The organism is Gemmobacter caeni (assembly GCF_003054195.1).
Lineage (GTDB): Bacteria > Pseudomonadota > Alphaproteobacteria > Rhodobacterales > Rhodobacteraceae > Gemmobacter > Gemmobacter caeni.
Window position 1 is genome coordinate 253,237 of record NZ_QBKP01000007.1, and the last position, 25,752, is coordinate 278,988.

Annotated in this window: 24 protein-coding genes; 10 read left to right on the forward strand and 14 right to left on the reverse strand. The window is 65.1% G+C overall.

Going from position 1 to position 25,752, the window contains the following annotated elements; all coding sequences use genetic code 11:
* Nucleotides 1-2 precede the first annotated feature (2 nt).
* The 5 genes from C8N34_RS13000 to C8N34_RS13020 all read left to right on the forward strand — a co-directional run bounded on the left by C8N34_RS13000 (nucleotide 3) and on the right by C8N34_RS13020 (nucleotide 5,336).
* Entirely contained in the window at nucleotides 3-1,292 is a 1,290-nt protein-coding gene (locus C8N34_RS13000; RefSeq protein ID WP_108129191.1) for an alpha/beta fold hydrolase, read from the forward strand.
* On the forward strand, nucleotides 1,289-1,981 hold the full coding sequence (locus C8N34_RS13005; RefSeq protein WP_054302867.1) for a TetR/AcrR family transcriptional regulator: 693 nt from the start codon (nucleotides 1,289-1,291) through the stop codon (nucleotides 1,979-1,981). Before C8N34_RS13000 ends, C8N34_RS13005 begins: the two co-directional genes overlap by 4 nt.
* Nucleotides 1,971-3,311, forward strand: a complete 1,341-nt coding sequence (locus C8N34_RS13010; RefSeq protein ID WP_108129192.1) for a glutamine synthetase family protein — start codon at nucleotides 1,971-1,973, stop codon at nucleotides 3,309-3,311. Before C8N34_RS13005 ends, C8N34_RS13010 begins: the two co-directional genes overlap by 11 nt.
* Before the next feature lie 3 nt (nucleotides 3,312-3,314).
* The gene (locus C8N34_RS13015; protein WP_108129193.1) at nucleotides 3,315-3,827 is read left to right on the forward strand and encodes a flavin reductase family protein; all 513 of its coding nucleotides are present in this window, start codon (nucleotides 3,315-3,317) and stop codon (nucleotides 3,825-3,827) included.
* A 66-nt stretch (nucleotides 3,828-3,893) separates the two neighbouring features.
* A complete protein-coding gene (locus C8N34_RS13020; protein WP_108129194.1) occupies nucleotides 3,894-5,336 on the forward strand; it encodes an APC family permease in 1,443 nt (480 codons plus the stop codon).
* 19 nt (nucleotides 5,337-5,355) lie between these two features.
* Here the strand turns inward: C8N34_RS13020 and C8N34_RS13025 are convergent, their stop codons facing one another.
* From C8N34_RS13025 to C8N34_RS13050, 6 genes are all read right to left on the reverse strand, one after another.
* Nucleotides 5,356-6,486 (reverse strand): MFS transporter, encoded by a 1,131-nt coding sequence (locus C8N34_RS13025; protein ID WP_108129195.1) that lies wholly within the window; start codon nucleotides 6,484-6,486, stop codon nucleotides 5,356-5,358.
* The gene (locus C8N34_RS13030; RefSeq protein WP_108129196.1) at nucleotides 6,483-7,271 is read right to left on the reverse strand and encodes a DeoR/GlpR family DNA-binding transcription regulator; all 789 of its coding nucleotides are present in this window, start codon (nucleotides 7,269-7,271) and stop codon (nucleotides 6,483-6,485) included. The genes C8N34_RS13025 and C8N34_RS13030 overlap by 4 nt, the downstream gene beginning before the upstream one ends.
* A gap of 41 nt (nucleotides 7,272-7,312) precedes the next feature.
* Complete coding sequence (locus C8N34_RS13035) at nucleotides 7,313-8,308, reverse strand: YeiH family protein (protein ID WP_108129197.1); 996 nt, start codon at nucleotides 8,306-8,308, stop codon at nucleotides 7,313-7,315.
* A gap of 68 nt (nucleotides 8,309-8,376) precedes the next feature.
* Complete coding sequence (locus C8N34_RS13040; protein ID WP_170120555.1) at nucleotides 8,377-9,741, reverse strand: sensor histidine kinase; 1,365 nt, start codon at nucleotides 9,739-9,741, stop codon at nucleotides 8,377-8,379.
* A complete protein-coding gene (locus tag C8N34_RS13045; protein WP_108129198.1) occupies nucleotides 9,738-10,400 on the reverse strand; it encodes a response regulator transcription factor in 663 nt (220 codons plus the stop codon). The genes C8N34_RS13040 and C8N34_RS13045 overlap by 4 nt, the downstream gene beginning before the upstream one ends.
* Nucleotides 10,400-10,714, reverse strand: coding sequence for a PepSY domain-containing protein (locus C8N34_RS13050; RefSeq protein ID WP_054302875.1), 315 nt, complete (start codon nucleotides 10,712-10,714; stop codon nucleotides 10,400-10,402). Before C8N34_RS13050 ends, C8N34_RS13045 begins: the two co-directional genes overlap by 1 nt.
* Nucleotides 10,715-10,831: 117 nt before the next feature.
* On the opposite strand from C8N34_RS13050, the gene C8N34_RS13055 reads away from it, so the two are divergent.
* Together C8N34_RS13055 and C8N34_RS13060 are read left to right on the forward strand one after the other, a co-directional pair.
* The gene (locus C8N34_RS13055; RefSeq protein WP_108129199.1) at nucleotides 10,832-11,077 is read left to right on the forward strand and encodes a PepSY domain-containing protein; all 246 of its coding nucleotides are present in this window, start codon (nucleotides 10,832-10,834) and stop codon (nucleotides 11,075-11,077) included.
* A gap of 142 nt (nucleotides 11,078-11,219) precedes the next feature.
* Nucleotides 11,220-11,828 carry a calcium-binding protein gene (locus tag C8N34_RS13060; protein WP_054302877.1) on the forward strand — a complete coding sequence of 203 codons (609 nt, stop codon included), beginning with the start codon at nucleotides 11,220-11,222 and terminating at the stop codon, nucleotides 11,826-11,828.
* A 64-nt stretch (nucleotides 11,829-11,892) separates the two neighbouring features.
* Here the strand turns inward: C8N34_RS13060 and C8N34_RS13065 are convergent, their stop codons facing one another.
* Both C8N34_RS13065 and C8N34_RS13070 read right to left on the reverse strand, forming a co-directional pair.
* Entirely contained in the window at nucleotides 11,893-14,964 is a 3,072-nt protein-coding gene (locus C8N34_RS13065; RefSeq protein WP_108129200.1) for an efflux RND transporter permease subunit, read from the reverse strand.
* A 10-nt stretch (nucleotides 14,965-14,974) separates the two neighbouring features.
* Nucleotides 14,975-16,075 carry an efflux RND transporter periplasmic adaptor subunit gene (locus C8N34_RS13070; protein ID WP_054302879.1) on the reverse strand — a complete coding sequence of 367 codons (1,101 nt, stop codon included), beginning with the start codon at nucleotides 16,073-16,075 and terminating at the stop codon, nucleotides 14,975-14,977.
* Nucleotides 16,076-16,338: 263 nt separating this feature from the next.
* Between C8N34_RS13070 and C8N34_RS13075 the strand changes: the two genes are divergently transcribed.
* The gene (locus C8N34_RS13075; protein ID WP_108129201.1) at nucleotides 16,339-16,875 is read left to right on the forward strand and encodes a GNAT family N-acetyltransferase; all 537 of its coding nucleotides are present in this window, start codon (nucleotides 16,339-16,341) and stop codon (nucleotides 16,873-16,875) included.
* Nucleotides 16,876-16,882: 7 nt separating this feature from the next.
* Here the strand turns inward: C8N34_RS13075 and C8N34_RS13080 are convergent, their stop codons facing one another.
* From C8N34_RS13080 to C8N34_RS13105, 6 genes are all read right to left on the reverse strand, one after another.
* Entirely contained in the window at nucleotides 16,883-17,902 is a 1,020-nt protein-coding gene (locus tag C8N34_RS13080; RefSeq protein WP_108129202.1) for a nucleotidyltransferase family protein, read from the reverse strand.
* Nucleotides 17,903-17,996: 94 nt separating this feature from the next.
* Nucleotides 17,997-19,055: an FAD-binding oxidoreductase gene (locus C8N34_RS13085; protein ID WP_054302882.1), complete on the reverse strand. Its 1,059-nt coding sequence runs from the start codon at nucleotides 19,053-19,055 to the stop codon at nucleotides 17,997-17,999.
* A 4-nt stretch (nucleotides 19,056-19,059) separates the two neighbouring features.
* On the reverse strand, nucleotides 19,060-20,289 hold the full coding sequence (locus C8N34_RS13090) for an aromatic ring-hydroxylating oxygenase subunit alpha (protein ID WP_108129203.1): 1,230 nt from the start codon (nucleotides 20,287-20,289) through the stop codon (nucleotides 19,060-19,062).
* Between the two features lie 55 nt (nucleotides 20,290-20,344).
* Nucleotides 20,345-21,379, reverse strand: a complete 1,035-nt coding sequence (locus tag C8N34_RS13095; RefSeq protein WP_108129204.1) for a quaternary amine ABC transporter ATP-binding protein — start codon at nucleotides 21,377-21,379, stop codon at nucleotides 20,345-20,347.
* Nucleotides 21,376-22,416 carry an ABC transporter permease gene (locus C8N34_RS13100; protein WP_108129205.1) on the reverse strand — a complete coding sequence of 347 codons (1,041 nt, stop codon included), beginning with the start codon at nucleotides 22,414-22,416 and terminating at the stop codon, nucleotides 21,376-21,378. The genes C8N34_RS13095 and C8N34_RS13100 overlap by 4 nt, the downstream gene beginning before the upstream one ends.
* Before the next feature lie 48 nt (nucleotides 22,417-22,464).
* On the reverse strand, nucleotides 22,465-23,430 hold the full coding sequence (locus C8N34_RS13105) for an ABC transporter substrate-binding protein (RefSeq protein WP_054303037.1): 966 nt from the start codon (nucleotides 23,428-23,430) through the stop codon (nucleotides 22,465-22,467).
* Nucleotides 23,431-23,610: 180 nt separating this feature from the next.
* On the opposite strand from C8N34_RS13105, the gene C8N34_RS13110 reads away from it, so the two are divergent.
* Both C8N34_RS13110 and C8N34_RS13115 read left to right on the forward strand, forming a co-directional pair.
* The gene (locus C8N34_RS13110) at nucleotides 23,611-24,534 is read left to right on the forward strand and encodes a LysR substrate-binding domain-containing protein (RefSeq protein ID WP_054302886.1); all 924 of its coding nucleotides are present in this window, start codon (nucleotides 23,611-23,613) and stop codon (nucleotides 24,532-24,534) included.
* A 97-nt stretch (nucleotides 24,535-24,631) separates the two neighbouring features.
* On the forward strand, nucleotides 24,632-25,752 hold a 1,121-nt coding region (locus C8N34_RS13115; protein WP_108129207.1), incomplete at its 3' end, for a trimethylamine methyltransferase family protein.

Here is a 25,752-nt window from a genome sequence, read left to right on the forward strand (position 1 = left end):
CCATGCCGCGCGATCAGGTCCATGTGCATGGCCATGTGCCGCTGCCGCCAGAACAGGTCTGGCAGGTGGCAGGCGATTTCTGCGCCGCCTGGCATCCGGCGATCCGCGAGATCGTCGTCGAACGCGATACCCGTGGTGCTTTGATCCGGGCGTTCAGGGTTCATGGTGAGGATACGCTGTACCGCGAACAGCTCACCTATCGGTCAGACAGCGACCGGGTGCTGGGCTATACCCATCTTGAGGGCATCGCCGGCTGCGAGGCCTATGACGCCCGCTTTTCGGTCGCCCCGGCAGAAGGCGGCGGGTCCAGCGTCCTGTGGACGGCGGCGATCCGGGCCCCCGCCGTGCGGCTGGGCCAGATTGCCGAAGGTACGCGGGCGGTGTTCGAGGCTGGAATTGCCACGCTGGCGGTGCTGCGTGTGGCCCCGGCTCCCGCTGTGCAACCGCTGCCTCACCCGATGGGCAGCACCTCGATGATGGTGGATGATCTGCCCCGGCTGGCATTGTCGGTCACGCCAGAAACCGGCGGCCGCACGCTCTGCCTGTTCCTGCATGGGATCGGCGGCGCGCGCGGTAACTGGCTGCCGCAACTGGGTCAGGCAGGGCGGCTGATGCGGGCGGCGGCGCTGGATCTGCGCGGTTACGGCGACAGCACGCTCGGTCCACGGCAATCCACCGTCGACGATTACTGCGCCGACATCATGCGCCTGCGCAGCGTTCTGGGTGCCGACCGGCTGGTGCTGGTGGGGCTGTCCTATGGCTCGTGGATCGCGACCTCCTTCGCGATGCGCCACCCGGAGCTTCTGGCCGGGCTGGTCTTGTCCGGAGGCTGCACCGGCATGTCCGAGGCGGGACCGGAGGAACGCGAGGCGTTCCGGCTCAGCCGTGAGGTGCCCCTGAACGCGGGTCAGGTGCCTGCCGATTTCGCGCCGGCGGTGGTGAAGGTTCTGGCGGGGCCGGAGGCTGATGAGGCGACACGGCAGGCGCTGCATGCCTCGATGGCGGCCATTCCCGCCGCCACTTATCGCGATGCGTTGGTCTGCTTCACCAACCCGCTGGAGCGTTTCGATTTCTCGAAACTGACCATGCCGGTTCTGCTGATGACGGGAGAGCATGACCGCCTGGCGCCGCCTGCCGAAATCCGCGGCATCGCGGGCCGGATCTGGGATCAGGCGCCGCATCCTTCGGTTCAGTTCGAGGTGATCGCCGGGGCAGGCCATGTCTGCAACGTGGAATGCCCCGAAAGCTACAGCCGCATCCTCACCGGCTTTCTGGAGGCGCTGCCGCGATGACCGTCCTGTCCCGCCGCGAACAGAACCGGATCGACCGCGAAAGGCGCATTCTCGATGCGGCGCTGAAGGTCTTTGCCGAAACCGGCTATTCCGGCGCGACGATGGATGCGGTGGCCATGGCGGCGGGGCTTTCGAAGCCGACGCTTTACCAATACTTCGCGTCGAAAGAGGCGCTGTTCTCGGCCATGATGCTGGGCAAGCGCGACCGGATGCTCGATGTCTTTGAACATCCGACCGAAGAGGGCATGGTCAACGACCTGCTGGAGTTTGCCTGGGACTATGCCGACACGGTGATGCGCCCGGACCTGCTGTCACTTGCACGGCTGATCATCGGCGAGGTGCAGCGCTTTCCCGAGATCGGCCGGGCCTATCAGGCCTCTGGCCCCGATCATGTGCTGCAAGGGATCATGGCCTATCTCGTGCGGCGGCGTGACGAGGGGCGGCTGACTTTCGAAGATGCCGAACTCGCCGCGCAGGATCTGTGGGGCCTGATCCTTTCAGCCCCGCGGACGCAGGCGCTTTACATGCCGGACGCGGCGCCGACCCAGGCGCAGCTGGCCCGCTATATCCACAATGGCCTGCGGGTTTTCCTGCGCGCCTATTCGACCGATCCGCAAACCGATCTTCATCAACTAGAGGCGCTGACAGGCGCCCGACCGCTTCCGACAGGGGAACAGGATGACGCTTGAAGACTTCCTTGCCGATCCCGGCAGCCGCTTTGCCACGGTGGCCATGGCCGATACGAACGGGCTTTTGCGGGGCCAGATGGTTTCGGCCCGCAGCCTGAAAGGGATCGCGCAGAACGGCATGGGCATGGCTCCGGCCCAGCTTGCGCTCGACCCGACCGACGAGATGCTGACCATTCCGGGCGTGAATGATGACAGCGGGGATTTTCACGACGATCCGCTGCAACTGGACCCGGCCTCGGCGCGCAGCCTGCCATGGTCGAAGCCGGGGCATGATCTGCTGGTGTTGTCCAACTACACCGGAGCGTCAGCCGCGATCTGCCCGCGCGCGATCCTGAAATCGGTGCTGGCGCGGGCGGCGGATGCCGGGTTCTTCCCGAAATACGGGATGGAACTGGAATATACCCTGTTCGACGAAACCCCGGAAAGCGCGCGTGCCAAGGGATACCGAAACCTCAAGACAGCGACCCCACATGCCAGCCATGACCTGATCCTCTATCAGGTCATGCAGACGGAATGGTATGAGGCGCTGGCCGCGATCTGTGAACCGCTGCGCATCGACCTTGCCAAGATGCACGAGGAAATCGGCGCTGGTTTCATGGAAGCCTGCATCGGGGCGGGCGAGGGAGTGGAGCCTGCCGACCAGATGGTGCTGCTGAAGAACTTTGTCCGCGCGCTGGCGCTGCGGCAGGGGCGCAGCGTCACCTTCATGCCGCGCTGGAACGAACAGGCCGACAGCCAGTCCATCCACCTGCATGTCAGCCTGAAGGGGGACGATGGTCGGGCGCTGTTCCATGACCCGGCAGCGCGGCACGGCATGAGTGCGACCTTCCGCCAGTTCATGGGCGGTTTGCAGAAATATCTCGGCGACATGACGCTGATTTTCCAGCCCACGGTGAATTCCTATCGCCGCTTCGCGCCGGGCACCTTCGCGCCGCCCGGCCTGACCTGGGGGTACGAAAACCGCACGACCTGCCTGCGGGTGGTAGGCCATGACGCGGGCAGCCTGCGGGTGGAGAACCGCCTGCCCGGCGCCGATACCAACCCCTATCTCACCACCGCCGCCACGGTGGCCGCAGGCGTTGCCGGTATCCTTGAAGGGCTGGAACCCGACCCCGAAACCATCGGCTCCGGCTATGCACAGGAAGCGCCGCGCGATTTTGCCCGCTCGATGCCCGAGGCGATCTCGCGGCTGCGCGGCTCTGCCTTCGCGGCCGACTGGCTGGGCCCGCGCTTTGTCGAGGCTTTCACCGCCACGCGCGAATGCCAGTACGATGCCTTCCGCCGTAAGGTTCCCGATGTGGAACTCGAACGCTTTTTCGATCTGGGCTGAGCCATGGCGGATCTGCGCAGCCTGTTTCTGGAAGGCATGAGCCGCGCCGCGACGTTTGTCGCGGTCGCGACCACCGATGGCGAGGGCGGGCGCGAGGCGGTGACGATTTCGTCGCTCACCTCCGTTTCTGCCGATGGCGATCATCCTTCGCTTCTGGCCTGCATTCATCACCAAAGCCCGGCGGCGGCGGCCATCCTGAAGAACCGCGCCTTCTGTGCCAACCTTCTGGGGGAGCACCAGCAGGATGTGTCGAACCTCTTTGCCGGGCGCGGCCTGACCGGCCACCGGGCCGGGCGTTTCGATCACACGCCCTGGCAACCCGGCGAACTGGGCCAGCCGCTGCTGACCGGCGCGACCGCAGCCTTTGAATGCCGTCTTGGCACCGCGCTGCTGTGGGAGACGCATCACATCATCATCGGGCATGTCGTCGGTGTGCGGCTGTCCGAAAGCCCGGCGGCACTGCTTTACGGCCAGCGCGCCTATCGCCGGGCCGTGCATTTCTCCAAGGGCGACTAGGCCCGAGGCACTGCATCGGACAGCTGGCACAAAGACCGGCGTCCGCAATCCAGCAAGGAGTGGACCATGACTGATACGACTGGCGCGGGGGCGAACCGGCTCCGCAGCAATTCTCTCGGGCTTCTGGCGGTCACCTTCATGGTGATCTCAGCCGCGGCCCCGCTGACCGGGGTGGCGGGCGCGGTGCCCATTGCCTTTCTGATCGGCAATGGCACCGGGGTGCCTGCGACCTTCCTTTTCATGACGCTGGTCATGCTGGCCTTCTCGGTCGGCTATGTCGCGATGTCGCGGCATGTGAAGAATGCGGGTGCCTTCTATGCCTATGCGGCGCGGGGCCTGGGCGGCACCTGGGGTGGCGCCACCGCTTTCACCGCGCTGGTGGCGTATAATGCCATGCAGTTCGGGCTGATCGGCCTGCTGGGCGGCATCGCGGCAGGCGTGTTCGGCAGCTTTGGCCTTGTCCTGCCCTGGTGGGTCTGGAGCCTTCTGGCTATCGCGCTGGTGGGCGTTCTGGGCTACCGGCAGGTCGATCTTTCGGCCCGTGTGATGATGGTGCTGGTCGCGCTGGAATACCTTGTGGTGTTCATCGTCGATTTCGCCATCCTCGGCAAAGGCGGGGCCGGGGGGCTGGCGCTGAACATCTTTGACACCGGGGCCATCTTTTCGGGGTCGATGACGGCGGCGATCCTGTTCTGCCTGGGCTCTTTCATCGGCTTCGAGGCGACGACAATCTATGCCGAGGAAGCCCGCGACCCTGACCGCACCATCCCGCGCGCAACCTATCTGTCCGTTCTGATGATCGGGCTGTTCTTCGTTTTCACCACCTGGCTGATGATCGTCGCGGTGGGGGCCGACAACCTGCTGCCGACCATCGGCGGGCTGGCCGATCCGACCGAATATTTCTTCGTGCTGGCCGATCAGTATGTCGGCGGGCCGGTGCCACCCATCGCGGGTATCCTGCTGGTATCGAGCCTTTTCGCCGCGCTGTCCGCCTTTCACAATTACATCGCGCGCTATTCCTATGTCGCCGGACGCGAGGGGCTGTTGCCCGCAGTGTTTGGCCAGACCCATGACCGGCATCAAAGCCCGCATATCGGCTCGGTTGTGCAGACCGTCGGGGCGCTGGTCGTGCTGGCGATCTTTGCCGGGCTGGGGCTTGATCCGATCCTGAACATGTTCACATGGATCAGCCAGGTCGGTACCCTGGGCGTGCTGGGCATGATGACCGTAACCTCGGTTGCCGTCATCGTATTCTTCGGCAAGGGCGCGGCGGGGGCCTCGCCGCTGAAGACGCTGATCCTGCCCGGCGTCTCGGGGCTGATCATGGCGGCGCTCTTCGTCTACATCTTCCTGAACTTCGGCGATCTCACGGGCACCACCGGCGGGGCGCTGGGGATCATCCTGCCCTCGCTGATCCCGCTGGCGGCGCTGGTGGGGGTGCTGGCGGCGCGGCGGCTGAAGGCGGCGAACCCTGCCGCCTTTGCCCGGATGGGGCAGAACCAGCACTGAACCGCCGCGGCCCGCCCCCTCAGCGTGTGACGATGCGGGCCGACAGCGGCACCAGCGCGACCAGCACAGCCAGCAGCCAAAAGGCGGTGGACAGGCTGGTCGCCTGCGACAGCGCGCCGATGGCGGCGGGACCGGCAAGGATGCCAGCGTAGCCGGTCGTCGTCACCGCGGCGATGGCCAGCCCCGCCGGCATCGCTTTCTGCCGCCCGGCAAGGCTGAACAGCACCGGCACGAGGTTCGAGGCACCGAAGCCGATCAGCACGAACCCGGCCATGGCGGGAACCGCCAGCGGCGACAGCAGAAGGACGGCAAAGCCGGCAAGCGCCAGAAGCCCGCCGCAGACCAGCACGCGCCGCGCGCCCAGCAATGCGACCACCCGGTCGCCGCTGAACCGGCCCAGCACCATCGCGACCGAGAACAGCATATAGCCGAGGCCGCCCTGTTCCGCAGGCGCAAGGGCACGATCAAGGATCAGCAGCGCGCCCCAGTCCAGAATGGCGCCCTCGACCAGAAAGGTCACCGCCGCAAGCCCGGCGAGGATCAGGACCAGCCCGCGCGGCAGGGCAAAGGCCGCAGGTTCGCCCGCCGGGGCGGGCAGCAGGCCGGGGGCGGCAAGGATCAGCGTGATCAGCGCCAGCGCGCTGCACCACAGGGCGGCATGCCCCGGTGTCAGGCCCGATGACAGCAGGAAGGTCATGCCGCCCGCACCGGCCACCCCGCCCAGGCTGAACATTGCATGAAATCCGGACATCAGCGGGCGCGCGGAGTCGCGCTCCACCTCGACCGCATGGACGTTTACTGCCACGTCGATCGTACCAAGCGCCGCCCCGAACACCAGCAATGCGCCCCCCAGCATCACCGGCACGCTGACCACCGCCAGCGCAGGCAGGATCAGCACGAGGCCAAGACCGCCCAGCAGGATCATCGGCCGTGCCCCGGCGCGGGTGCTGAACCAGCCTGTCAGCGGCATGGCGATCAGCGAGCCGATCCCGAGGCACAGCAGCAGCAGGCCCAGCTCTCCCTCACTCGCGCCCGTATTGGCCTTGGCATAAGGCACCAGCGGCGCCCAGCAGGACATGACGAACCCGGCAATGAAGAAGCCAAGCCGCGTTGCCCGCCGTGTTGCGGGGGTATTGGCGGAAGGGGTCATGTCATGCTCCGGTCGGGGTGGGCCAGATGCACACGGGCCCCGGCCGCGCGCAGGGCGTCGGCCACGGGGGCAGGAGCATCGGCGGCAAGGATGTAATCGGCCACCGCATCAAGCCCGGCGATGGCATAGGGCGCCGTGGTTTCCAGCTTCGCGGTGGTCATCATCAGGGCGGTTTCCGCACTGCGGTCAATGAGCTGTCGTTTGAAATCGACATCCGCCAGATCGAACCCCGCAAGCCCCTGTTTCTGCGACAGCGCACAGGCACCCAGGAAGCAAAGGTCGAAGCGATACAGGGCCAGTGCGGCCTGCGCGCGGGCATCGGTGCAGCCGCCCGTCGACGGATCGACGCCGCCGCCAATCAACACCAGCGACAGATCATTTCGCTGCATCAGCACTGCGGCGGCGGGCAGGGAGTTGGTAATAACCCGCAGATCGGGCAGAACGGGCAGGTGCGCCGCCAGATGTGCGACAGTGCTGCCGGTATCCAGAAACAGCGTCATGCCGGGCTGGATGAGGCCGCAGGCCACCTGTGCAAGGGCCTGTTTTTGCGCGGGCGCTTCGGCCTGACGTGCGGCAACCGGCCCCGAGGCAGGTGAAAGCGGTAAAGCCCCGCCATAAACCCGTCGACACAGGCCCTGCTGTGCCAGCGCCCTCAGATCCCGGCGGATCGCATCTTCGGAAACCCCGAACTCGGTCGCCAGCGCGCCGGAGTGAACCGATTGCCCGGCGTCAAGCCGGTGGGCAATCAGGTCACGGCGGGCGAGGGGGAGTGTTGAATCGTGCATAATCGTGCATTAACCGGATAAAACAGGAAGGTCCAGCGCGATTACAGGCCCCAGATCAGCAGCGGCCCCAGCACGATGGCCAGCAGGAAAACCGTTTCCGCCACGATCATCAGCGCCGCCGTTGCCCCCACGGTCATCAGCCCCGGCAGATTGGTACGCAGCCCCACCGCGCCGACGGCCATCAGAAGGCTTGCCCGGATCAGCGGGTCCAGCAGATCGCGCAGCGCCTGCGGCACCAGACCCAGCGAATTGGCTGCCGCCAGCACCAGAAAACCGATGACGAAGCCGGGCACCAGCGGCGGGCGCCGCCCGCCTGCCGCGGAGCCATTGCGCAGCGTCAGCGCCGCGATCACGACGACCGGCGCCAGCAGCATCACCCGGAACAGCTTGAACACCGTCGAAATCTCGCCGGTTTCAGGCGAAACCGAAAAGCCTGCGCCCACCACCTGCGCGACGTCATGGATCGTCGCGCCCAACAGCAGGCCGGTGGAGGCATCGGTCAGGCCCAGCCGGGCGGTCAGCACCGGATAAAGGATCATCGCCAGCGTTGACATCACCGTGACCGCGATGACGGTGAAGGCGATGTCCCGCTCGCGCCGGTCATCCTGCGGCAGCAGGGCGCCGATCGCCATGGCAGCCGAGGCGCCGCAGATCGCTACCGCACCGCCGGTCAGAAAGCCGAACCGGCCGGGCTGACCCAGAAGCCGGGCCAGCAGCAGGCCGAAGCCGATGGTCAGCGGCACGGCCAGGGCAACAAGGCTCAGCGGTGCAAGGCCCAGCCCGGCAAGGGTATCGGCGCTGATGCGGATGCCCAGCAGCGCCACCCCGATCCGCAAGACATGCCGTGCCGCAAGCCCGATGCCTGGCGCAGTCCGGGTGTCCTCGCCCAGAAAGTTCAGCGCAAGGCCAATCAGGATCGCCATGAGCATCGAGGGCGCGCCGTAGTGATCGGCCAGAAACTGCGCCGCCAGTGCGACGACGGCAGCAATGGCAAAGCCGGGAAAGTAGCACCGGAACAGCGGAACAAGACGGGTCATGCCCTGTTGTCGGCCATCCCGACCGGCGCTTCAACCGCGATCCGCACCGTGGTGGCCTGATCCCGACATCAGCCTTTTGCCGCTGATAAAAGCCGCAGCGTGACCTCCAGGCCCGGTGTGGCGTTGCGCAGCATCAGTTCACCCCCCGCCGCAGCCGCAATATCCGCCACGATGGCCAGTCCGAGACCATGGTTGTCGCCCGCCTCGTCCAGTCGCGCACCCCGCTGGCGCAGCCGGGTCAGCGCGGCATCGGGCGCCCCCGGCCCGTCATCGCGCAGAGTGATGGCCAGATGCGCGCCGTCGCGCCGGGCCGATATCGCAATGCGTCTCCGGGCATGCTGCACCGCATTTTCGGCCAGGGCGCCGACGGCCTCGGTCAGGTCGGCGGGATCAATGCGGGCGGCGAGGCCGGGCGCCACATCAACCTGCCAGTCCAGTTCAGCGCCTGCGGGCGTGCGTTGCAGCACCGCCACCACCCGGCCGATGACCACGGCGGGGTCCGCAACAGCGGCGACCAGACGGTCCGAGCGGATGCGCGCGCGCGCCAGTTCGTGATCGACCAGACGCCGCATCGACCCGGCCACAAGCTCGATACTCTGCGCGATATCCGCCTCGCCGCGGTCGCGCAGCAGCCTGGCATCACCCATCAGCGCCTGCAACGGCGTCTTGAAACCATGCGCCAGGTCGCCCGCGCGATGGCGAGCCTTGGCCAGTTCGTCGTCGCGGGCATCAAGCAGGGCGTCAATCTCTGCGGCGAGGGGCTGCACCTCCTGCGGCATGTCCGGGCCAAGCCGGGCGCGCTGCCCCGAGCGCAGCGCGGCAACCTGCGCGCGGATCTGGCGCAACGGGTGCAGGCCCACGGTGATCTGCACCGACGAGGCCGCCAGCAAGCACAGGCCCAGAAGGCCCAGATAGGGCAGCAGATCCGACAGAAAACCCTGGCGGGCGTTATCCAGCTCGGCGCGGTCGCGGGCGACGATGATGCGCAGCGGCAGGCTTTCGCCGCCCGAGCGAACCTCCAGCCACCATTCCAGCGCCAGCAACGGTCTTTCCAGCGGTCCGGTCAGCGCCAGAACGCGCCGCCCCTGCGGCGGGGCGGGGTCCGGCGGCGCCTCTGCCGGGGGAAAGCCAAAATCCCACAGTGACCGCGAACGCAGCACTGAAGACCCAAGCCCGATCTGCCAGTAATGCCCGGAAAACGGCTGTTCATAAAGCGGGTCGGAGGCCACCTTGCGGAAGGCCGGCGGCCCGTCGGGCTGCGGCTCCACCAGGGCAGCGACGGCCATGGCGCGGGCCTCCAGATCGGCGACTGCCACCCGTTCCACATGACGCTCGAACAGCAGGGCAAGGCCGAGGGCCGCCAGCACCAGCGCCAGCACGATGGCCCCGCCTCCGGCAAGGATCAGGCGCCAGCGCAAGGACCGCAGGATCATTCCGCAGCTTCCAGATAATAGCCGAAGCCGCGCCGTGTGCCGATGACACCGCTGCCGAGCTTGCGCCGCAGCCGCGCGACGATGGCCTCGACCGCATTCGCCTCCTTGGCATCTTCATCCCCGTACAGATGCTCCAGCAACTCGGTTGGCGGCACCGTCCGGTCGCGGTGCAGCGCCAGATAGGCGACCAGGCGAAACTCCAGCGGTGTCACGGCCACCGGTACGCCGCGCAGCGCTACTATCATGCGGTTCAGATCGACCGAAAGATCCCCCACCGCCTGCTGCGCCGCCCCGCGCCCGCCTGCCCGTCGGACCAGCGCCCGCGCACGGGCCAGCAGCTCTTCCATACGAAAGGGTTTGGGCAGATAATCATCGGCCCCGGCGTCTATGCCCTCGACCCGTTCGGTCCAGGCGCCGCGTGCGGTCAGCACCAGAACCGGGCATTCCACCCCTTCCGCCCGCCAGCGTTTCAGCACGGTGAGCCCGTCAAGCTGTGGAAGCCCGAGGTCGAGGACGATCAGGTCATAGGTTTCCGTCCCGCCGCGAAACCACGCGGTTTCACCGTCCGCCACCCGTTCCACCCTGAACCCGGCCGAGGCAAGCGCCCGGTCCAGATCGCTCGCGATCCTCGGGTCATCCTCGACAACAAGCGCGCGCATCAGGAGGGGTCTTCCTCTTCATAGTCGAGGATTTCCGCCGTGGCGGCGTCAAGCTCCACTTCGATCAACCGTCCATCTGGGGTCACCAGTTCGACCTCGTAAACCATCTTGTCGTCGCTGATTTCCAGTTCAACCTCGATCACCCGGCCGGGATGCACGGTCTGAAGCCGCGCCAGAACCTCGGCCAGTGGCAGGATCTCGCCCCGCGCGACGGCATCGCGCGCGATTTCAAAATCACGGCGCGGCGTGTCGCCATGTCCTGCGGAAGACAGGAGCGCGAGGGCACAGGCAGAGGCAAGGACATGGGCTTTCATGCAGGCAATCTAGCCGATCCATCCTGACATCACACTGACAAATCGGATCAGAGCCGCGTCAGCGCAGCTTTGCCAGAAGGGGGGCGGGCATCATGGCCCGGTCCTCAGGAGGTTGATATGAAACAGGCTATTCTTCCGGCGCTTCTGATGCTGGTGACAGGGGTGTCCGCCGCTGTTGCGCAGACCGAGCCTCGGCTTTCCGGGCTTGTCGCGCAGATTGAGGCGCAGGGCTATCGCGTCAGCGAGGCGGAACTGGACGCGGGCCTGATCGAGGCGAAAGCGATTACCGCCGAAGGGCAGCGGGTCGAGTTGCGTGTCGACGCCGCGACGGGCCGCATCCTGCGCCAGCGTGCTGATGACTGAGACCACATGACCCGGCGGGAACATGCCTGTCTGACAATTGGCTGACATCCGGGATCGGAACACTGTCAGCAGCGCCGGGTTAAGCCAAGCCACCTTCGGGACATATCGTCCTGTATCCAACGCGCAAGAAAAGGAGCCACCGATGGCACGCAAGACTGGAACCCCGACTGCCGATCTGCTGAAAGGCAGCGATGGCATTGACTGGCTGGACGGTCGTGGCGGCAATGACACGCTGAAAGGCTACGCCGGCAATGATGAACTGGACGGCGGCGCGGGCAATGACCGCCTGTTCGGATACAGCGGAAATGATGAACTGGATGGCGACAGCGGTGACGATGTGCTGCACGGCGGCCTTGGCCATGACGAGCTGGACGGCGACGGCGGCAACGACCGGCTGTTCGGTGGTTCCGGCAATGACGAACTGGACGGGGGCGCGGGACGCGACCGTCTGTTCGGTGGCACCGGGCGTGACTGGCTGGAAGGCGGCCGGGGCAATGATACGCTGACCGGCGGTTCGGGCGCCGATGTGTTCGAGTTCGAACGTGGCGACGGCCGCGACCGCATCACCGATTTCACCAACGGGCAGGACCGGCTGCATCTGGATGACTTCAGCCGCGCGCAGGTTCAGGCGGTGATCGACACGGCCCGGCAATCGGGGGACGATGTGGTGCTGAGCCTGTCTGCCGGCAGCTCGGTCCGGCTGGAAAACATGCGCGTGGCCGATCTGGACATCGGCGACTTCGTTTTCTGACTGTGAAACGCACAGGGCGGCGCAGTGTCCCGCGCCGCCCTGTCGATATCAGTCTGCGCCAGGGTCAGGCGAATTTCTTCGTGACCTCGTTCTTGTGCAGTAGGTAGGCGCTGTCGCTGCGCGAGATCAGCGTATAGAACATCGGCACCACGAACAGGGTGAAGACCGTTCCGATCATCAGACCGGCGAAGATCACCACACCCATCGCCTGCCGTGCCGCAGCCCCCGCACCTTCCGCGATGATCAGCGGCACCACAGCCAGTGCCATGGCGGCAGTGGTCATCAGGATCGGGCGCAGACGGGTCTTGGCGGCGGCCACGATGGCCTCCTTGCGGGACAGGCCGTGTTCCTCACGCTGCTGGTTGGCAAATTCCACCATCAGGATGCCGTGCTTTGTAATCAGCCCGATCAGCGTGATCAGCCCGACCTGTGTGTAGATGTTCAGCGTGCTCACGCCAAAGAACAGGGGCAGCACCGCGCCGAAGATCGAGAGCGGCACCGACATCATGATGATGAACGGATCCCGGAAGCTTTCGAACTGCGCGGCCAGCACCATGTAGATGACGATAAGCGCGGCGCCGAAGGCCAGAAGGATGGTGTTGCCTTCCGTCTTTTCCAGCCGCGACTGGCCGGAATAGTCGATAAAGAACCCGTCCGGCAGCACCTCGCCCGCGATCCGCTCCAGCTCGGCCAGGGCGACCCCGGTGGACAGACCGATCATCGGCATGGCGGAAAGCGTGGCGGAGTTGAGCTGGTTGAACTGCTCGATAGAGGCCGCCGCCACACCGGGTTGCAGCGAAACCACCGAGGACAGCGGTACCATCTCGCCCGATGAGGAGCGGACGAAGAACTGTTCCAGCCGTTCAGGGTTGTTCCGCCACTCCTGCGGCACCTGCGTGATCACGTCATAGCTGTTGGAGTCGCGGTCAAATTGCGCGATGGCCCCGCCGCCGACCAGCAGGCCCAGCGTATTGCCGATCTCGCTGACCGACACGCCCAGTTCCGCCGCCCGGTCGCGATCAATGGTAATGCTGATCTGCGGCGCGTCGAAAGCAAGGCTGTTCTGCACCACGATGAACTTGCCGCTTTGCATGGCTTTCATGCGGATTTCATCGGCGATCTCGACCACGCGGTCGGGCGAGTGGATCGACTGGATCACCATGGAAATCGGCAAGCCACCCCCGGCACCGGGCAGCGACGGCGGGGCGAAGGCATAGCCTTGCAGGCCGGGTGTCGTATCCAGTTTGCCCTGGATCTCGGCCTGGATCTCTGCCTGACTGCGGCTGCGCTCGGACCAGTCCTTCAGCGCCCAGATATAGAAGCCGGTATTGTCTGCCCCGCCCATCCCGGCGACCGAGAACGAAGTATCGACCTCGGGGATGTCGGCGGTACGCTTGCCGATCTCGCGGGTGAAGGCGTCGGTATAATCCAGTGTCGCATAGCGCGGGCCGTTCAGGATCGCGAACAGCGCACCCTGATCCTCTTCCGGGGCCAGTTCGGAGGAGGTGTTCATGAACATAAATCCGGTGGCCCCCAGCAGCGACACCACCATCAGCAGCGTGACCGGGCGGTAATCCAGAGACGAGGACACCCGGCGTTCATACCAGTTGGCGACGCCGCCCAGCACCCGGTCCACCGTGCGCTGGAAGCGGCCCGGGGCATCGTGGCTCAGCAGACGGGCGGACATCGTGGGGGTGATGGTCAGCGCGACGATCCCCGACAGGATGACCGACCCGGCCAGCGTCAGCGCAAATTCGGTGAACAGCGACCCGGTCAGCCCGCCGGTAAAGGCCAGCGGCGCCAGCACGGCGGCCAGCGTGATGGTCATGGCGATGACCGGCCCGGTAATTTCCTTCATACCGACAATCGCAGCACGCGCCGGAGACAGGCCCTCGTCAATATGGCGATGGATGTTTTCCACCACCACGATGGCGTCATCGACCACCAGACCGATGGCCAGCACCATGGCCAGCAGCGTCAGCAGGTTGATCGAATAGCCCAGCGTCAGCATGATGGCGCAGACCCCGATCAGCGACAGCGGGATCGTGACGATGGGCATGAGAACCGACCGGAACGAGCCGAGGAACAGCAGGATCACCACCACCACGATGGCCACGGCCTCGCCAATGGTCTTGAACACCTCCTGAATGGAGGCGGCGATGGTTTCGGTGGAATCGTAGACCAGCTTGATGGTCATGCCCTTGGGCAGCGTGTCGTTCAGCGCCGGAAGGGCCGCCAGCACGTTGGCGGCGACATCCAGCTGGTTCTCGCCCGGCGCGGGAATGATACCGATGAAAGTGCCCGGCTCGCCCGCGAAGGTCACGATGGCATCCTGCTCGCCCGAGGCCAGTTCGATCCGTGACACGTCGCGCAGGCGCACGGTGCCGTTCTTGCCCTGCACCAGCGGCAGCGCGCCGAAAGCTTCGGCCGACTGTACGGTGGAGGCCAGCGTCAGCGAGTAGATGAAGTATTCATTCTCGGTCTTGCCTGGCGCCGACAGGAAGTTCGAGGCCCGGATCGCGCCCAGCACGTCGGAGGCGGTGACACCGCGTGCGGCCAGTTGCAGCGGATCGAGCCAGATCCGCATGGCATATTCCGAGGCGCCCATGATTTCCATTTGCGCCACGCCGTCGATATTGGTCACGCGCGGACGGACCACGCGTTCCAGATATTCGGTCAGCTGCTCGGGGGTCATGTTGGGGTTCTGGACCGCCAGATACATCAGCGCGAAGGTCTGGCCGGTGCCTTTCACGATCACCGGGTCTTCGGCATCCGACGGCAGTTGCCCGCGCACCTGCTGCACCTTGGACATGACTTCGGTCAGGGCGATATCCGGGTCGGCGCCCAGTTTCATCTGTACCGTCACGACCGAGGCAGAGGGCCGCGATGCGGTGCTGATATAATCGACATGCTCCGTCGTCGACACCGCCGAGGCGATGGGCGAGGTGACGAAGCCCTGGATCAGATCGGCCGATGCGCCGGGATAGACTGTGGTGATGGTCACCACGGTTTCCTCGACTTCGGGATACTGGCGAACCGGCAGGTTCACCACCGAAACCAGACCCAGAAACAGGATCAGTGCGGCGACGACGGTGGACAGGACCGGGCGTCGGATGAAGATTTCCGAAAAATTCATCTTTCGGCCCTCACTCGCCCGCAGGGGCGTCAAGCACCACCGAATTGTCGACCTTGACCCGTGCGCCCGAGGTCAGGCGGTTCTGGCCCGAGGTCACGATCTCGTCGCCGGCAGCGATGCCCTTGACCACTTCGATCCGCGCGCCGGAACGGCGACCGATGGTAACGAACACCTGTTCGACCTTTTGCTCCTCCGCCGTGTCTCCCGGCCGCAGCACATAGATCGAATCCCCGTAGAGTGTGGAACTGACGGCCGTTTGCGGCACGGCGATCACGCCTTCCTCTTTCGGCAGGGCGATACGCACGCGCAGGAACTGGCCCGGATACAGCTCGCCGGAGGGGTTATCCACCTCGGCCCGGACCGAAACCATGCGCGAGTTGGAATCGACGCGCGGTTCGATGGCGATGATGTTGCCCTTCGCGCTGAAATTGCCGACCTCGGAGGTCACGCTGACCGGCCCGCCCATGGTCAGATCAGCGATCTGCTGTTCCGGCACGGCGAAATCTACCCGCATATGCGACAGATCCTGCAAGGTGGCGTAGATCGTGCCGGGGGTCACATATTGCCCGACCTCGATCTGCGGAATGCCGATCACCCCGTCGAAGGGCGCCACCAGTTTCTTGCTGTCCAGCGCGGTCTGCACCTGGGCGACCTGTGCACGGGCGCTTTGCACCTGGGCATCGGCGCTTTCGACGGTATTCGCCGCACCGACGCCGCGTTCGGACAGCGTATGCGCGCGGTTGGCATCGGCCAGCGCGACGCTCAGCCCCGCTTTCGCGGCGGCCAGCGAAGCAGCCTCGCTGTCATCGTCGATCTGAACGAGATGCTGGTCTTTCGAAATCTTGTCATTGGCGGAGAACTGGATCGCGCGCACCAGCCCGCCGGATTCGATGGCGAGATCGACGCCGCGCGCCGAAAGGGCGGTGCCGATCGCCTCGATCCCCGGCTCCCATGTGACGGCCTCGACCGTCTCGGTGCTGACGGGAACCGGCGGCGGAACCATGCCGCCGAGATACTGTGCGATCATATCGTCCCGGAAGTACTTGAACCAGACAATGCCGCCGACAATCAGCCCCAGCAAAATGACCGCGATTACCAGCCGCTTGAACATCGAGGGTCTCCAATAGCTACAAACCGGGAAGGGAAGGGTTCGTTATATTCTGTTCGCCGCACCTTGCTGGTTCAGCCAGCGGGCGAGGTCAAGAGAAAGCATTCCCATTTTGGTGGCAATACTGCCTTACGTTAGGTCATTCACGGCTTTCCATGCTGTGTTATCAGAGACTTGCCCCGCCAGACGACAGCCGGTTTCCCGCATTGCGCCATGCCGCACCCGATGGTCTTATGGAACAGCCCGCGCAATCAGGATACCGCATCATGACCGTCCTGCACACGTTGAATCTGACGCTCCGCCCGTGTCACCCGGCGGACGGGCCGGATTTCATCGCGCTGGAGCGGGATGCCGAAGTCATGCAATTTCTGAACGGCGGTCCGGTCGATCATGGCCGCGTGGACCCGGACAAGGTGACCTTCCTGATGCCGCGGGGTCACGAACCGCATGTCTGGACGGCCCGGCGTCGCGCGGATGAGGCATTTGTCGGCTGGTTCGGCCTGTTTCCCGAAGGTGGTGGGCTGGCCGAGCTTGGCTATCGGCTGCGCCGCGATCACTGGGGCAGGGGGCTGGCCAGTGAAGGGGCGATGGCCCTGATTGACTGGGGGTTCGGTCATGCGGGCCATGACCGGATCATCGCCTGCACACTGGCGGTCAACCACGGCTCGCGTCGCGTCATGGAAAAGACGGGGATGACCTATGAGCGGACGGAGTATCCCGCAGCCCCGGTTCCGGTTGCCGGGTCCGAACAGGGTGAGGTCTGGTATGGTCTCAGCCGCGACCGCTGGGCCAGCCGGCGCTGAGCCAGCGTCACGCAAGATCGCGCAGGATGGCGGCGGTGTCCGGCATCCGCGACAGGCTTGCCCCGATCCGTTGCCGCCAGCGCGGGCCACGCGCCTGCGCCTCTGCCAGAGCTTCGGCCAGATCGTCCGGCCGGTCCTGCGCCAGAATCCCGATCAGGAAAGCCGCCTGGCCGCGATCCTTGCGGGCCTTGGCCTGATCGGCCCCGCCGCGCCGCCGGTCTGCGACGATCAGCTTGTGGATGGCGAACCGCTCGGGCCGGGGGATCTGCACCAACACGCCGGAGCGGTAAAGCGCGATGGCCGGGATCGGATCGGCGATCAGGTAATTCAGGTAGTTCAGCGCCTGCGCGCTGACCCCCAGCGCGGGCAACGGCTTCACGGTTTCATCGCCGAAAGCCGGGGTCAGGAACTCCACCAGCGCCTCGCCCCGGTTCTGCCGCCACTTCCACACCTGCCGGTCCGGCATCCCCGGCACCGGGTCGAATTTCAGCGCCTGAAGGATGTCGCCGGGGTTTTCCTCCACCCGGTCCCCCAGTGCCACGGACAGCCGTTCGAAACTGGCGAAATCAATGTCGCCGGTCTGGGCCAGTTCGTCTGAATCGAAACGCACGCCCAGTTCGCCCTGATAAAGCGCATAGGCCGCCGTTCCGACCAGCGTGCCACCCAGCCGGAACACCCCGGCCCGCGCAAAGGCAAGCAGCAGGGAGCCGGTGTCACGGTCGGTGGCGATGAAGCCTTCGGCCCGCAGGATCCGGGCAAGCCGTGTCATCCCAGCCCTGCGTGCCCCGGCCCCCGCCCGCAATTCCGCCGCGCGCGCCAGCCGGGCGCGCAACTCGGGCGTGCCTTCGCCCAGATAGCGGCTTTTCATCTCGGTCCCGAGGCGGAACCTGTCATAAAGATAACTGCGCCCGTTGCGCACCCGCTCTTCGACACTGCCGATGAGTTCTGAGGCGGTTTCTTCCAGATGCAGGCGCAGCAGATCCTGATAGGCCACCTGCGCGGCGCGGGAATGGGAAAGGGCGGGCATGGCAGGGTCCGGCTTGTGTGTAGCGAATATATGTTTGATGCACACAAAAGCACATGTGCAGCAAGAATTTTCTTGCTGCACATGAAGGAGGCGGTCAGACCTCGACGGTAATGGCACCCTGCGGGTGCGAACAGCAGGCGAGGATAAGCCCCTCGTCAATCTCGTCATCCGAGATGCCGCCGTTATGCACCATGACCACTTCGCCGGAGGTTTTCTTCACCTTGCAGGTGCCGCAAAGGCCAAAGTTGCAGCTGGACGGAATGTTCAGCCCGGCGCGTTTCGCCACGGTCAGCACGGTTTCCGAGCCGTCGCAGCCCAGCGTTTTGCCCGATAGCGCGAAGGTCACGCTGGCCGCGCCGCCAAGCTCCACCGTCTCGACCGGCTGTTCGACCAGCGCGGGGGCAGCAAAGCTTTCCTCGTGATAGCGCGCCATGTCGTAGCCCAGCGAGGCCAGCATCTCGCGCACCGCCCGCATGAACGGTTCGGGGCCGCAGCAGAAGATCTCACGTTCCAGATAATCCGGCGCCATCAGGCCCAGCATGATCTGGCTGAGCCGCCCGCGATAGCCGGGCCAGACCTCGAACGGGTCCACCTCTTCCACCGTGAAGCGCAATTGCAGCCCCGGCACGCGGGCGGCGAACTGTTCAAGCCTGCGGCGGAAGATGATTTCGGCCGGGCGGCGGGCGGCATGGACGAAGGTGATGTCGGGCATTTCGCCCGAATCCCAGGCCCACATCGTCATCGACATCATCGGGGTGATGCCTGATCCTGCCGAAATGAACAGATATTTCGGTGCCTTGTGGCGCAGGAAGGTGAACTGCCCCGCCGGGCCATGGGCGCGCAGACGCATGCCGGGCTTCAGATGGTCGATCAGCCAGCGCGTGCCTTCGGACCCCGGCTGCGCCTTGACGGTGATCGACAGCGACAGCGGCCGCGAGGGCGAGGAAGAGATGGTATAGGTCCGGCTGACCATGCCCGAAGGCAGTGGCAGATCCAGCGTCAGGAACTGCCCCGGCTGATAGTCGAACCACGCCCCGGAAGGGGCGCGGAAGGCGATGGTGGCGCAATCGGGCGCTTCGGGGATGACCATGGCGCATTCAAGCTCCTCGTGGTCATCCCAGGGTTCTGCCGTCCAGTTCTGGCGCTGCGGCATCGGTTTACTCTGCCGCCAGCCGGGCGCCGCCGGGGGCCTGCGCCGCGATCATCGCGCGGACATACCAGTCGACAAACTGGATCACGCCGCTTTCCTGTTTCGCCGAATAAGGGCCGGGTTCATAGGCAGGCGAGCTTACGCCGATCTGGTTTTCCTCGACCACGCGGCGATCCTCGTCATTGGTGGCAAGCCAGACCTCGGTCAGGCGTTTCAGATCGTAGTCACGCCCTTCCACGGCATCCTTGTGGACCAGCCAGGTGGTCACAACCTCGGTTTGGGTGGCGCTGATCGGCAGGACGCGGAAGTTCAGCACATGATCCGACAGGAAGTGGTTCCAGGTGTTCGGATAGTGGAAGAACAGCAGCGACCCGGCATTGGCGAAGGGCATGCCCGGCAAGCGCGGTGCGGCGGCGGCGCCATCCATGGTGTAGCTGACACCCTCGCCCACGAAGGGGATGCGCACCAGACGCCACTGATCGTTCGGCGCGATGACATAGCGCGAGGGCAGCCCAGCCTCTTCGCAGCGGTTCACATGGGCGGCACCGGCGGGCGAGGACAGGCTGTCATCCGCGCCGACCAGATCGGGGTCGTCGCTGAAGGTGCGGCAGAGCGACGGATGCGATCCCGCGCAGTGATAGCATTCGCGGTTGTTTTCCAGCACCAGCTTCCAGTTGCCTTCCTCGACGATGCGCGACTGGAAGGCGACCTTAAGGTCGGCCATGCCATGCGGCGCGGCATAGCGATCCGCCTCGGCCTGCACGGCGGCGAAATCCGGCGCTTCCTCGGCCAGACAGACAAACACCATCCCGGCGGCCTGAGTGCAATGCACCGGCTTCATCCCGTGCTTGGAGGCGTCGAAATCCGTGCCCATGTCGCGCGCCCACAGCAGGCGCCCGTCCGGGTCATAGGTCCACTGGTGGTAGGGGCAGACCAGCTTTGCCGCCTGACCCGAGGGTTTGGAGCAGATGCGCTGTCCGCGATGGCGGCAGACATTGTGGAACGCGCGGATCACACCATCCGCACCACGCACCACGACCACCGGATAGGCGCCCAGTTGCAGCGTCACATAGCTGCCGGTCTTGGGAAATTCCGCGATCGAGGCGGCGAAGATCCATTCGCGCTGCCAGATGGCGCGCAGGTCCTCGGCAAAGACCTCGGGGTCGGCATAGAAGGGCCGGGCCAGCGAGAAGCCAGAGCGTTGTTCATTCAGCAGAGAAAGGAGATCGCCTTGCATGACGGTGTTTCCTGAAGGGAGGAGGGAGAGGAGGGGAGGAGGAAAAGCGGGGCGGTCAGCCCACCTTGGGAACGAGCGCGCGCACCACGTCGCGCATGTCGATCCGCCCGGCGGGCTGGCCCTTGTTCAGAACGGTATAGGCGCGATGGGTGTCGCCATCGGACAGCGCGATCAGCGCCTCCAGCGTGGTTTCGGTATCCACCGTCTCGGGCGGCATGTCGTCCGACAGGCCCGGCGTCATCACCGACCGTACCCGCAGCACGCGGGCGCGGTTGATGTCGCTGACGAAGTCCACGATGTAGGGATCGCGCGGATGCAGCACGATGCTCTGCGGATCGCCCTGCTGCACCACACAGCCATCCTTCAGGATGACCAGATGATCCGCCAGCTTCAGCGCCTCGTCCAGATCGTGACTGATGAAGATGATGGTCTTGTGCAGTTCTGTCTGCAATTGCAGCAGCAGGTTCTGCATGTCGGTGCGGATCAGCGGGTCAAGCGCCGAGAACGCCTCGTCCATCAGCAGAATCGGCGCGTTGGAGGCCAGCGCGCGGGCAATGCCCACCCGTTGCTGCATCCCGCCCGATAGCCGGTGCGGATGGCTGTCGGCGAATTTGCCCAGCCCGACACGCTCCAGCCATTTCATCGCTTCGGCGCTGCGTTCCGACAGCGGCACGCCCTTGACCTCCAGCGCCAGCGCCGCGTTTTCCAGAACCGTGCGATGCGGCAGCAGCGCGAATTTCTGGAACACCATGGTCATCTGGTCCTGACGCAGCCTGCGCAACCCTTCGGGCGACAGGCCGGTGACATCGGTGCCGTCAATCAGGATCTGACCGGCCGTCGGTTCGATCAGCCGGTTCAGGTGGCGCACCAGCGTGGATTTGCCCGAGCCCGACAGCCCCATGATGACGGTGATCTGCCCCGCCCGCATGTCGATGTTGATGTCGGAAAGGCCCAGCACATGCTTGCCGTTTTCCAGAAGCTCGGTCTTGCCCATGCCTTTCCGGACATCGGCAAGCGCCGCCTCGGGGCGTGGCCCGAAAATCTTGTAGAGATTGCGGACCGAAATCTTGACCGGGGCGGGCGCGTTCATTGCTGGTCTCCGGCATTCATGCGCGACAGCGCGGTCTTGGTCACCCGGTCGAGGATGATGGCCAGCAGCACGATGCCCAGACCGGCCACCAGACCCACGCCCAGCTCAAGGTTGTTGATGCCGCGCAGCACCAGCACGCCCAGGCCCGGCGCCGACACCAGCGAGGCGATGACGACCATAGCGAGGCTCATCATGATGGTCTGGTTCAGGCCCGCCATGATATTGGGCATGGCCAGAGGCAGCTCGACCTTCACCAGCTTCTGCCAGCGGGTCATGCCGAAGGCATCGGCGGCCTCGGTCACATCGGGATCGACCAGACGGATGCCCAGATCGGTCAGCCGGATGATCGGCACGATGGCGTAGAGGATGATGGCGATGCCATAAAGCTTTGGCTCGGTCACACTGAACAGGAAGATCAGCGGGATCAGATACACGAAGGACGGCAGGGTTTGCAGCAGGTCCAGAACCGGCAGCGCCACTTTCTGCGCCCGGTCGTTTTTCGACATCAGGATGCCGATGGGCAGGCCAAGCAGCACCGAAATCACTGTGCAGACGAGGATGATGGTGAAGGTCTGGATCGCCGCGTCGAAATGGTTGATGAGGGCCAGAACCAGCATGGCTGCGCCGACAAAGGCGGTCAGCCCGCGCGACCGGGTCACGCGCTGCACCACCAGCAGGATCAGCAGCATGGTCAGCCACCAGGGCAGGAAAGCAAAGCCCTTCAGCGTGCCGGTCAGCGCCCAGCTCAGCGGCTGGGTCAGCGGGTCCAGCACCAGCTTCAGACCGTCTTTCATGCTCATGAACAGGCTTTCGACCGCGGCGGTCAGATCGCGCGTGCGCCAGATGGCGTTGCAGCTTTCATTCAGCACATCCAGCGACGGAAAGGGCCGCGACCAGAACGCGACCTCCTCGGCCCCGCCGGATTGCGCCTTCGCCTTGGCCATCAGTTGCGCCATGGTCATCGGCCCGCCGGTCGATCCGGCGTCGCACCAGGCGCGCAGGCCCAGCGTATCGAAAAGTTGAGTATAGGCTGCCATCGGTCCTCACCGGAAGGTGGGGGGCGCAAGACCGCCCCCCGATCAGGGTCACTGTGCGAAAGCGGCCAGTTTTTCCTTGGCTTCCGGGCTGACCCATGCCGTCCAGACATCCGGGTAGGTCATCAGGAAGTGCACCACGGATTCGTCAATCGAGGCCTTGTTTTCTTCCTGCCACGCCAGAACCTCGCCCATCTGCTGGTTGGTGAAGGCGACTTTCGACATCAGATCGACGACTTCGGGTTCGCGGGCGGCGAAATCGGTGGTCACGGCGGTCACGACCTCGGCGCTGGGGAAATCCGATTTTTTCGGATTGGCGCAGCCGACAGTCTGGTTGCAGACATGCGCCTCGGCGTCATAGGGGCCGACATCGACCTTCACCATCGGATATTTGCCCAGAACGGCGGTCGGTGCCCAGTAGTAGCCGAACCACGGTTTCTTGTCGGCATAGGCTGAGGCGATGGAGGCGGCCAGCGTCTCGCCCGAGCCGTGGTCGAAAACCGTCACGCCATGTCCGGCCAGATCATAGGCAACCTTCAGGTTATCGTTGGCCACCCGGCAGCCCCAGCCTTCGGGGCAGTTGTTGAACACGCCGCCCACCATGTCGGGATGCGCCAGAATACCGTCGATCTTGGTCAGCTCAGGATGTTCGGCCGCCAGATAATCGGGAATCCACCAGCCTTCGACACCGCCATCGGACAGTACATGCGCCACGGTCCTGACTTTGCCCGCTTCCTCCAGCGGCTTGTACTCCGGCAGCGAGTTCAGCCAGAGTTCGGTCACGATATCCGGTTTGCCGGTTTCCGCCACCGAGGCGAGCGCGGGCACAGTGTTCGAAGGAACCACTGTGACTTTGCAGCCATATCCTTGTTCCATAAGGAATTTCGATACACCGGTCACGATCCCGGCCGAGGCCCAGTTCATTTCGGTGATCGTCACATCGCCACAGGCCGCAGCGGTCTGGGCTGTGGCAATCGTGGCCAGGACGGCCGATGTCACGAAGAGGCTGGCTTTCATCATTTGCTCCCTGCGCCGGGGAGGCGCCTCCCCGGCCTGTTGCTTTTGCCGGCTTGTTCCGCCGACTGGTAAGTGCCGTTGACGTTCCGTTGCGGAAGCTTTTCGCTCAACCGCAAAAATTCTCGACGTTTAGATAACTCTGAGTTATGCGTTTCGTAAAATCGCGACAGGAGGTCGAAAATGGTCAGTCTGCGGCGAACGATTTCCTCGCTTGGCGCATTGACCACCTTCGAGGCGGCGGCACGGCTGGAAAGTTTTACCCGTGCGGCCTCGGAACTGGGGGTGACGCAAGCGGCAGTGAGTCGGCAGATCAAGCAGCTTGAGGCCGAGCTGAACACCGCGCTTTTCGTTCGCGCGCATCGCAAGGTCGTGCTGACCACGCAGGGTGCGGCGCTGTCCTCGGTGCTGTCCGGCTCGTTCCAGCGCATCGCCGAGATGATCGAGACGATCCGCCAGCCTGTCGTGCATGACAGCATCACCGTCGGGGCGACGCTGGCCTTCACACATTTCTGGCTTCTGCCGCGTCTGGCCGAGTTTCGCGCGGCTTATCCCGACATCAAACTGCGCCTGGTGGCCGAAGACAGCATCACGGACCTGCGCCGCGACCGGCTGGACCTGTCGATCCGCTACGGCAAGCCGCCCTTTGAAGATGCGCGCAGTCTTGCCACCATCGCGGACGAGGTGTTCCCCGTGTGCAGCCCGCGCCTGCTTGCGCGGCTGGGGATGCAGGCGGCCACCGCCGATCTGGCGAAGATGCCGCTTCTGGCCTCGGATTGGGTGGACCCGGCCTGGCTGTCCTGGCGGTCCTGGGCCAAGCTGGCGGGGGAATCCCCGGCCATCGCCAAAGCCTCGGATACCAGCCGTCTGCGGTTCAACCATTACACCGATACGATTCACGCTGCCCTGCACGGCGAGGGTGTGGCGATTGGCTGGGCTACGCTGATCAACCCCTATCTGGTGGAAGGCCGTCTGATTCAGGTGGGCGGGCGCCGGGTGATGCTGGAGGAGCGCTATCACCTGATGGAACCGCATGGCCGCGAACTCTCGCCCGCTGCTGCGGCCTTCCGCGACTGGATCATCGACGAATTCGCTGCCGGTATATAACCTCAGATCATCGACTCGGGCCTTTTTTCTGCTCGTCACAACTGCCGCGCGGCGGCCTTAAGGTCATGCTGTCCCACGCTCTGCCGAAGGTGAAATCATGGATGACCTCAATACCGACATGAACGAGTCCGGCCGCGGGCGGCGCCGCAGCGGCGGGCGCGACATGCGCCGCAGCGAGCGCGGCACAGGTGCCACGCGCGGCGTGCATGTGCCCTACATCACGCGGGGCATCCCCACCTATGACGTGATGGGCGAGGAAAACCTGCTGAAGATCGAGGCCGCCGCCGACCGCATTCTGGCGGAAACCGGGCTTGAGTTTCGCGACGACCCCGAGGCGCTGGACCTCTGGCGCCGTGCCGGGGCGAAGGTGGAGGGCGTCTCGGTGAAGTTCGAACCCGGCATGCTGCGCGAGATCGTGCGCACCGCCCCGGCCGAATTTACCCAGCACGCCCGCAACCCGGCCAACAATGTGCAGATCGGCGGGCGCAACGTGGTCTTCGCCCCGGCCTATGGCAGCCCCTTCGTGATGGATCTCGACCGGGGCCGCCGCTTTGGCACCATCGAGGATTTCACCAATTTCATCAAACTGGCGCAGTCGTCCCCGTGGTTCCACCATTCCGGCGGCACGATCTGCGAACCGACCGACGTGCCGGTGAACAAGCGCCATCTCGATATGGTCTATGCCCATATCAAATATTCCGACCGCGCCTTTCTGGGTTCGGTCACGGCGGCGGAACGGGCCGCCGACAGCGTGGAAATGGCGCGCATCCTGTTCGGCGCCGATATGGCCGACCGCAATTGCGTGATCATGGGCAATTTCAACGTGAACTCGCCGCTGGTGTGGGATGGCACGATGACTCGTGGCATGCGGGAATATGCGCGGGCGGGACAGGGCACCATCCTCGTGCCTTTCATCCTCGGCGGTGCCATGGGGCCGGTCACCAGCGCGGGCGCCATCGCGCAGGCATTGGCCGAAACACTGGCCGGTTGCGCGCTGACGCAGCTTGAACGCCCCGGCGCGCCGGTGGTCTTTGGCAATTTCCTGTCGTCGATGAGCCTGCGCTCCGGCAGCCCCACGTTCGGGACGCCCGAACCCGCCATCGGCAGCATGGTCATTGGCCAGCTTGCCCGGCGGCTGAACCTGCCCCTGCGCTGCGCCGGCAATTTCACCACCTCGAAACTGCCCGACGCGCAGGCGATGATGGAGGGCACGATGTC

Bases quoted from the DNA above. Each gene is read 5' to 3' on its own strand.
- C8N34_RS13065 (WP_108129200.1), bottom strand. From the start codon at position 14,964: ATGAATTTTTCGGAAATCTTCATCCGACGCCCGGTCCTGTCCACCGTC.
- C8N34_RS13085 (WP_054302882.1), bottom strand. From the start codon at position 19,055: ATGCCGCAGCGCCAGAACTGGACGGCAGAACCCTGGGATGACCACGAG.
- C8N34_RS13045 (WP_108129198.1), bottom strand. From the start codon at position 10,400: ATGCGCGCGCTTGTTGTCGAGGATGACCCGAGGATCGCGAGCGATCTG.
- C8N34_RS13080 (WP_108129202.1), bottom strand. From the start codon at position 17,902: ATGCCCGCCCTTTCCCATTCCCGCGCCGCGCAGGTGGCCTATCAGGAT.
- C8N34_RS13035 (WP_108129197.1), bottom strand. From the start codon at position 8,308: ATGACCCGTCTTGTTCCGCTGTTCCGGTGCTACTTTCCCGGCTTTGCC.
- C8N34_RS13055 (WP_108129199.1), top strand. From the start codon at position 10,832: ATGAAACAGGCTATTCTTCCGGCGCTTCTGATGCTGGTGACAGGGGTG.
- C8N34_RS13005 (WP_054302867.1), top strand. From the start codon at position 1,289: ATGACCGTCCTGTCCCGCCGCGAACAGAACCGGATCGACCGCGAAAGG.
- C8N34_RS13050 (WP_054302875.1), bottom strand. From the start codon at position 10,714: ATGAAAGCCCATGTCCTTGCCTCTGCCTGTGCCCTCGCGCTCCTGTCT.
- C8N34_RS13060 (WP_054302877.1), top strand. From the start codon at position 11,220: ATGGCACGCAAGACTGGAACCCCGACTGCCGATCTGCTGAAAGGCAGC.
- C8N34_RS13025 (WP_108129195.1), bottom strand. From the start codon at position 6,486: ATGACCCCTTCCGCCAATACCCCCGCAACACGGCGGGCAACGCGGCTT.
- C8N34_RS13040 (WP_170120555.1), bottom strand. From the start codon at position 9,741: ATGATCCTGCGGTCCTTGCGCTGGCGCCTGATCCTTGCCGGAGGCGGG.
- C8N34_RS13010 (WP_108129192.1), top strand. From the start codon at position 1,971: ATGACGCTTGAAGACTTCCTTGCCGATCCCGGCAGCCGCTTTGCCACG.
- C8N34_RS13100 (WP_108129205.1), bottom strand. From the start codon at position 22,416: ATGGCAGCCTATACTCAACTTTTCGATACGCTGGGCCTGCGCGCCTGG.
- C8N34_RS13075 (WP_108129201.1), top strand. From the start codon at position 16,339: ATGACCGTCCTGCACACGTTGAATCTGACGCTCCGCCCGTGTCACCCG.
- C8N34_RS13020 (WP_108129194.1), top strand. From the start codon at position 3,894: ATGACTGATACGACTGGCGCGGGGGCGAACCGGCTCCGCAGCAATTCT.
- C8N34_RS13015 (WP_108129193.1), top strand. From the start codon at position 3,315: ATGGCGGATCTGCGCAGCCTGTTTCTGGAAGGCATGAGCCGCGCCGCG.
- C8N34_RS13030 (WP_108129196.1), bottom strand. From the start codon at position 7,271: ATGCACGATTCAACACTCCCCCTCGCCCGCCGTGACCTGATTGCCCAC.
- C8N34_RS13090 (WP_108129203.1), bottom strand. From the start codon at position 20,289: ATGCAAGGCGATCTCCTTTCTCTGCTGAATGAACAACGCTCTGGCTTC.
- C8N34_RS13070 (WP_054302879.1), bottom strand. From the start codon at position 16,075: ATGTTCAAGCGGCTGGTAATCGCGGTCATTTTGCTGGGGCTGATTGTC.
- C8N34_RS13095 (WP_108129204.1), bottom strand. From the start codon at position 21,379: ATGAACGCGCCCGCCCCGGTCAAGATTTCGGTCCGCAATCTCTACAAG.
- C8N34_RS13105 (WP_054303037.1), bottom strand. From the start codon at position 23,430: ATGAAAGCCAGCCTCTTCGTGACATCGGCCGTCCTGGCCACGATTGCC.
- C8N34_RS13000 (WP_108129191.1), top strand. From the start codon at position 3: ATGCCGCGCGATCAGGTCCATGTGCATGGCCATGTGCCGCTGCCGCCA.
- C8N34_RS13110 (WP_054302886.1), top strand. From the start codon at position 23,611: ATGGTCAGTCTGCGGCGAACGATTTCCTCGCTTGGCGCATTGACCACC.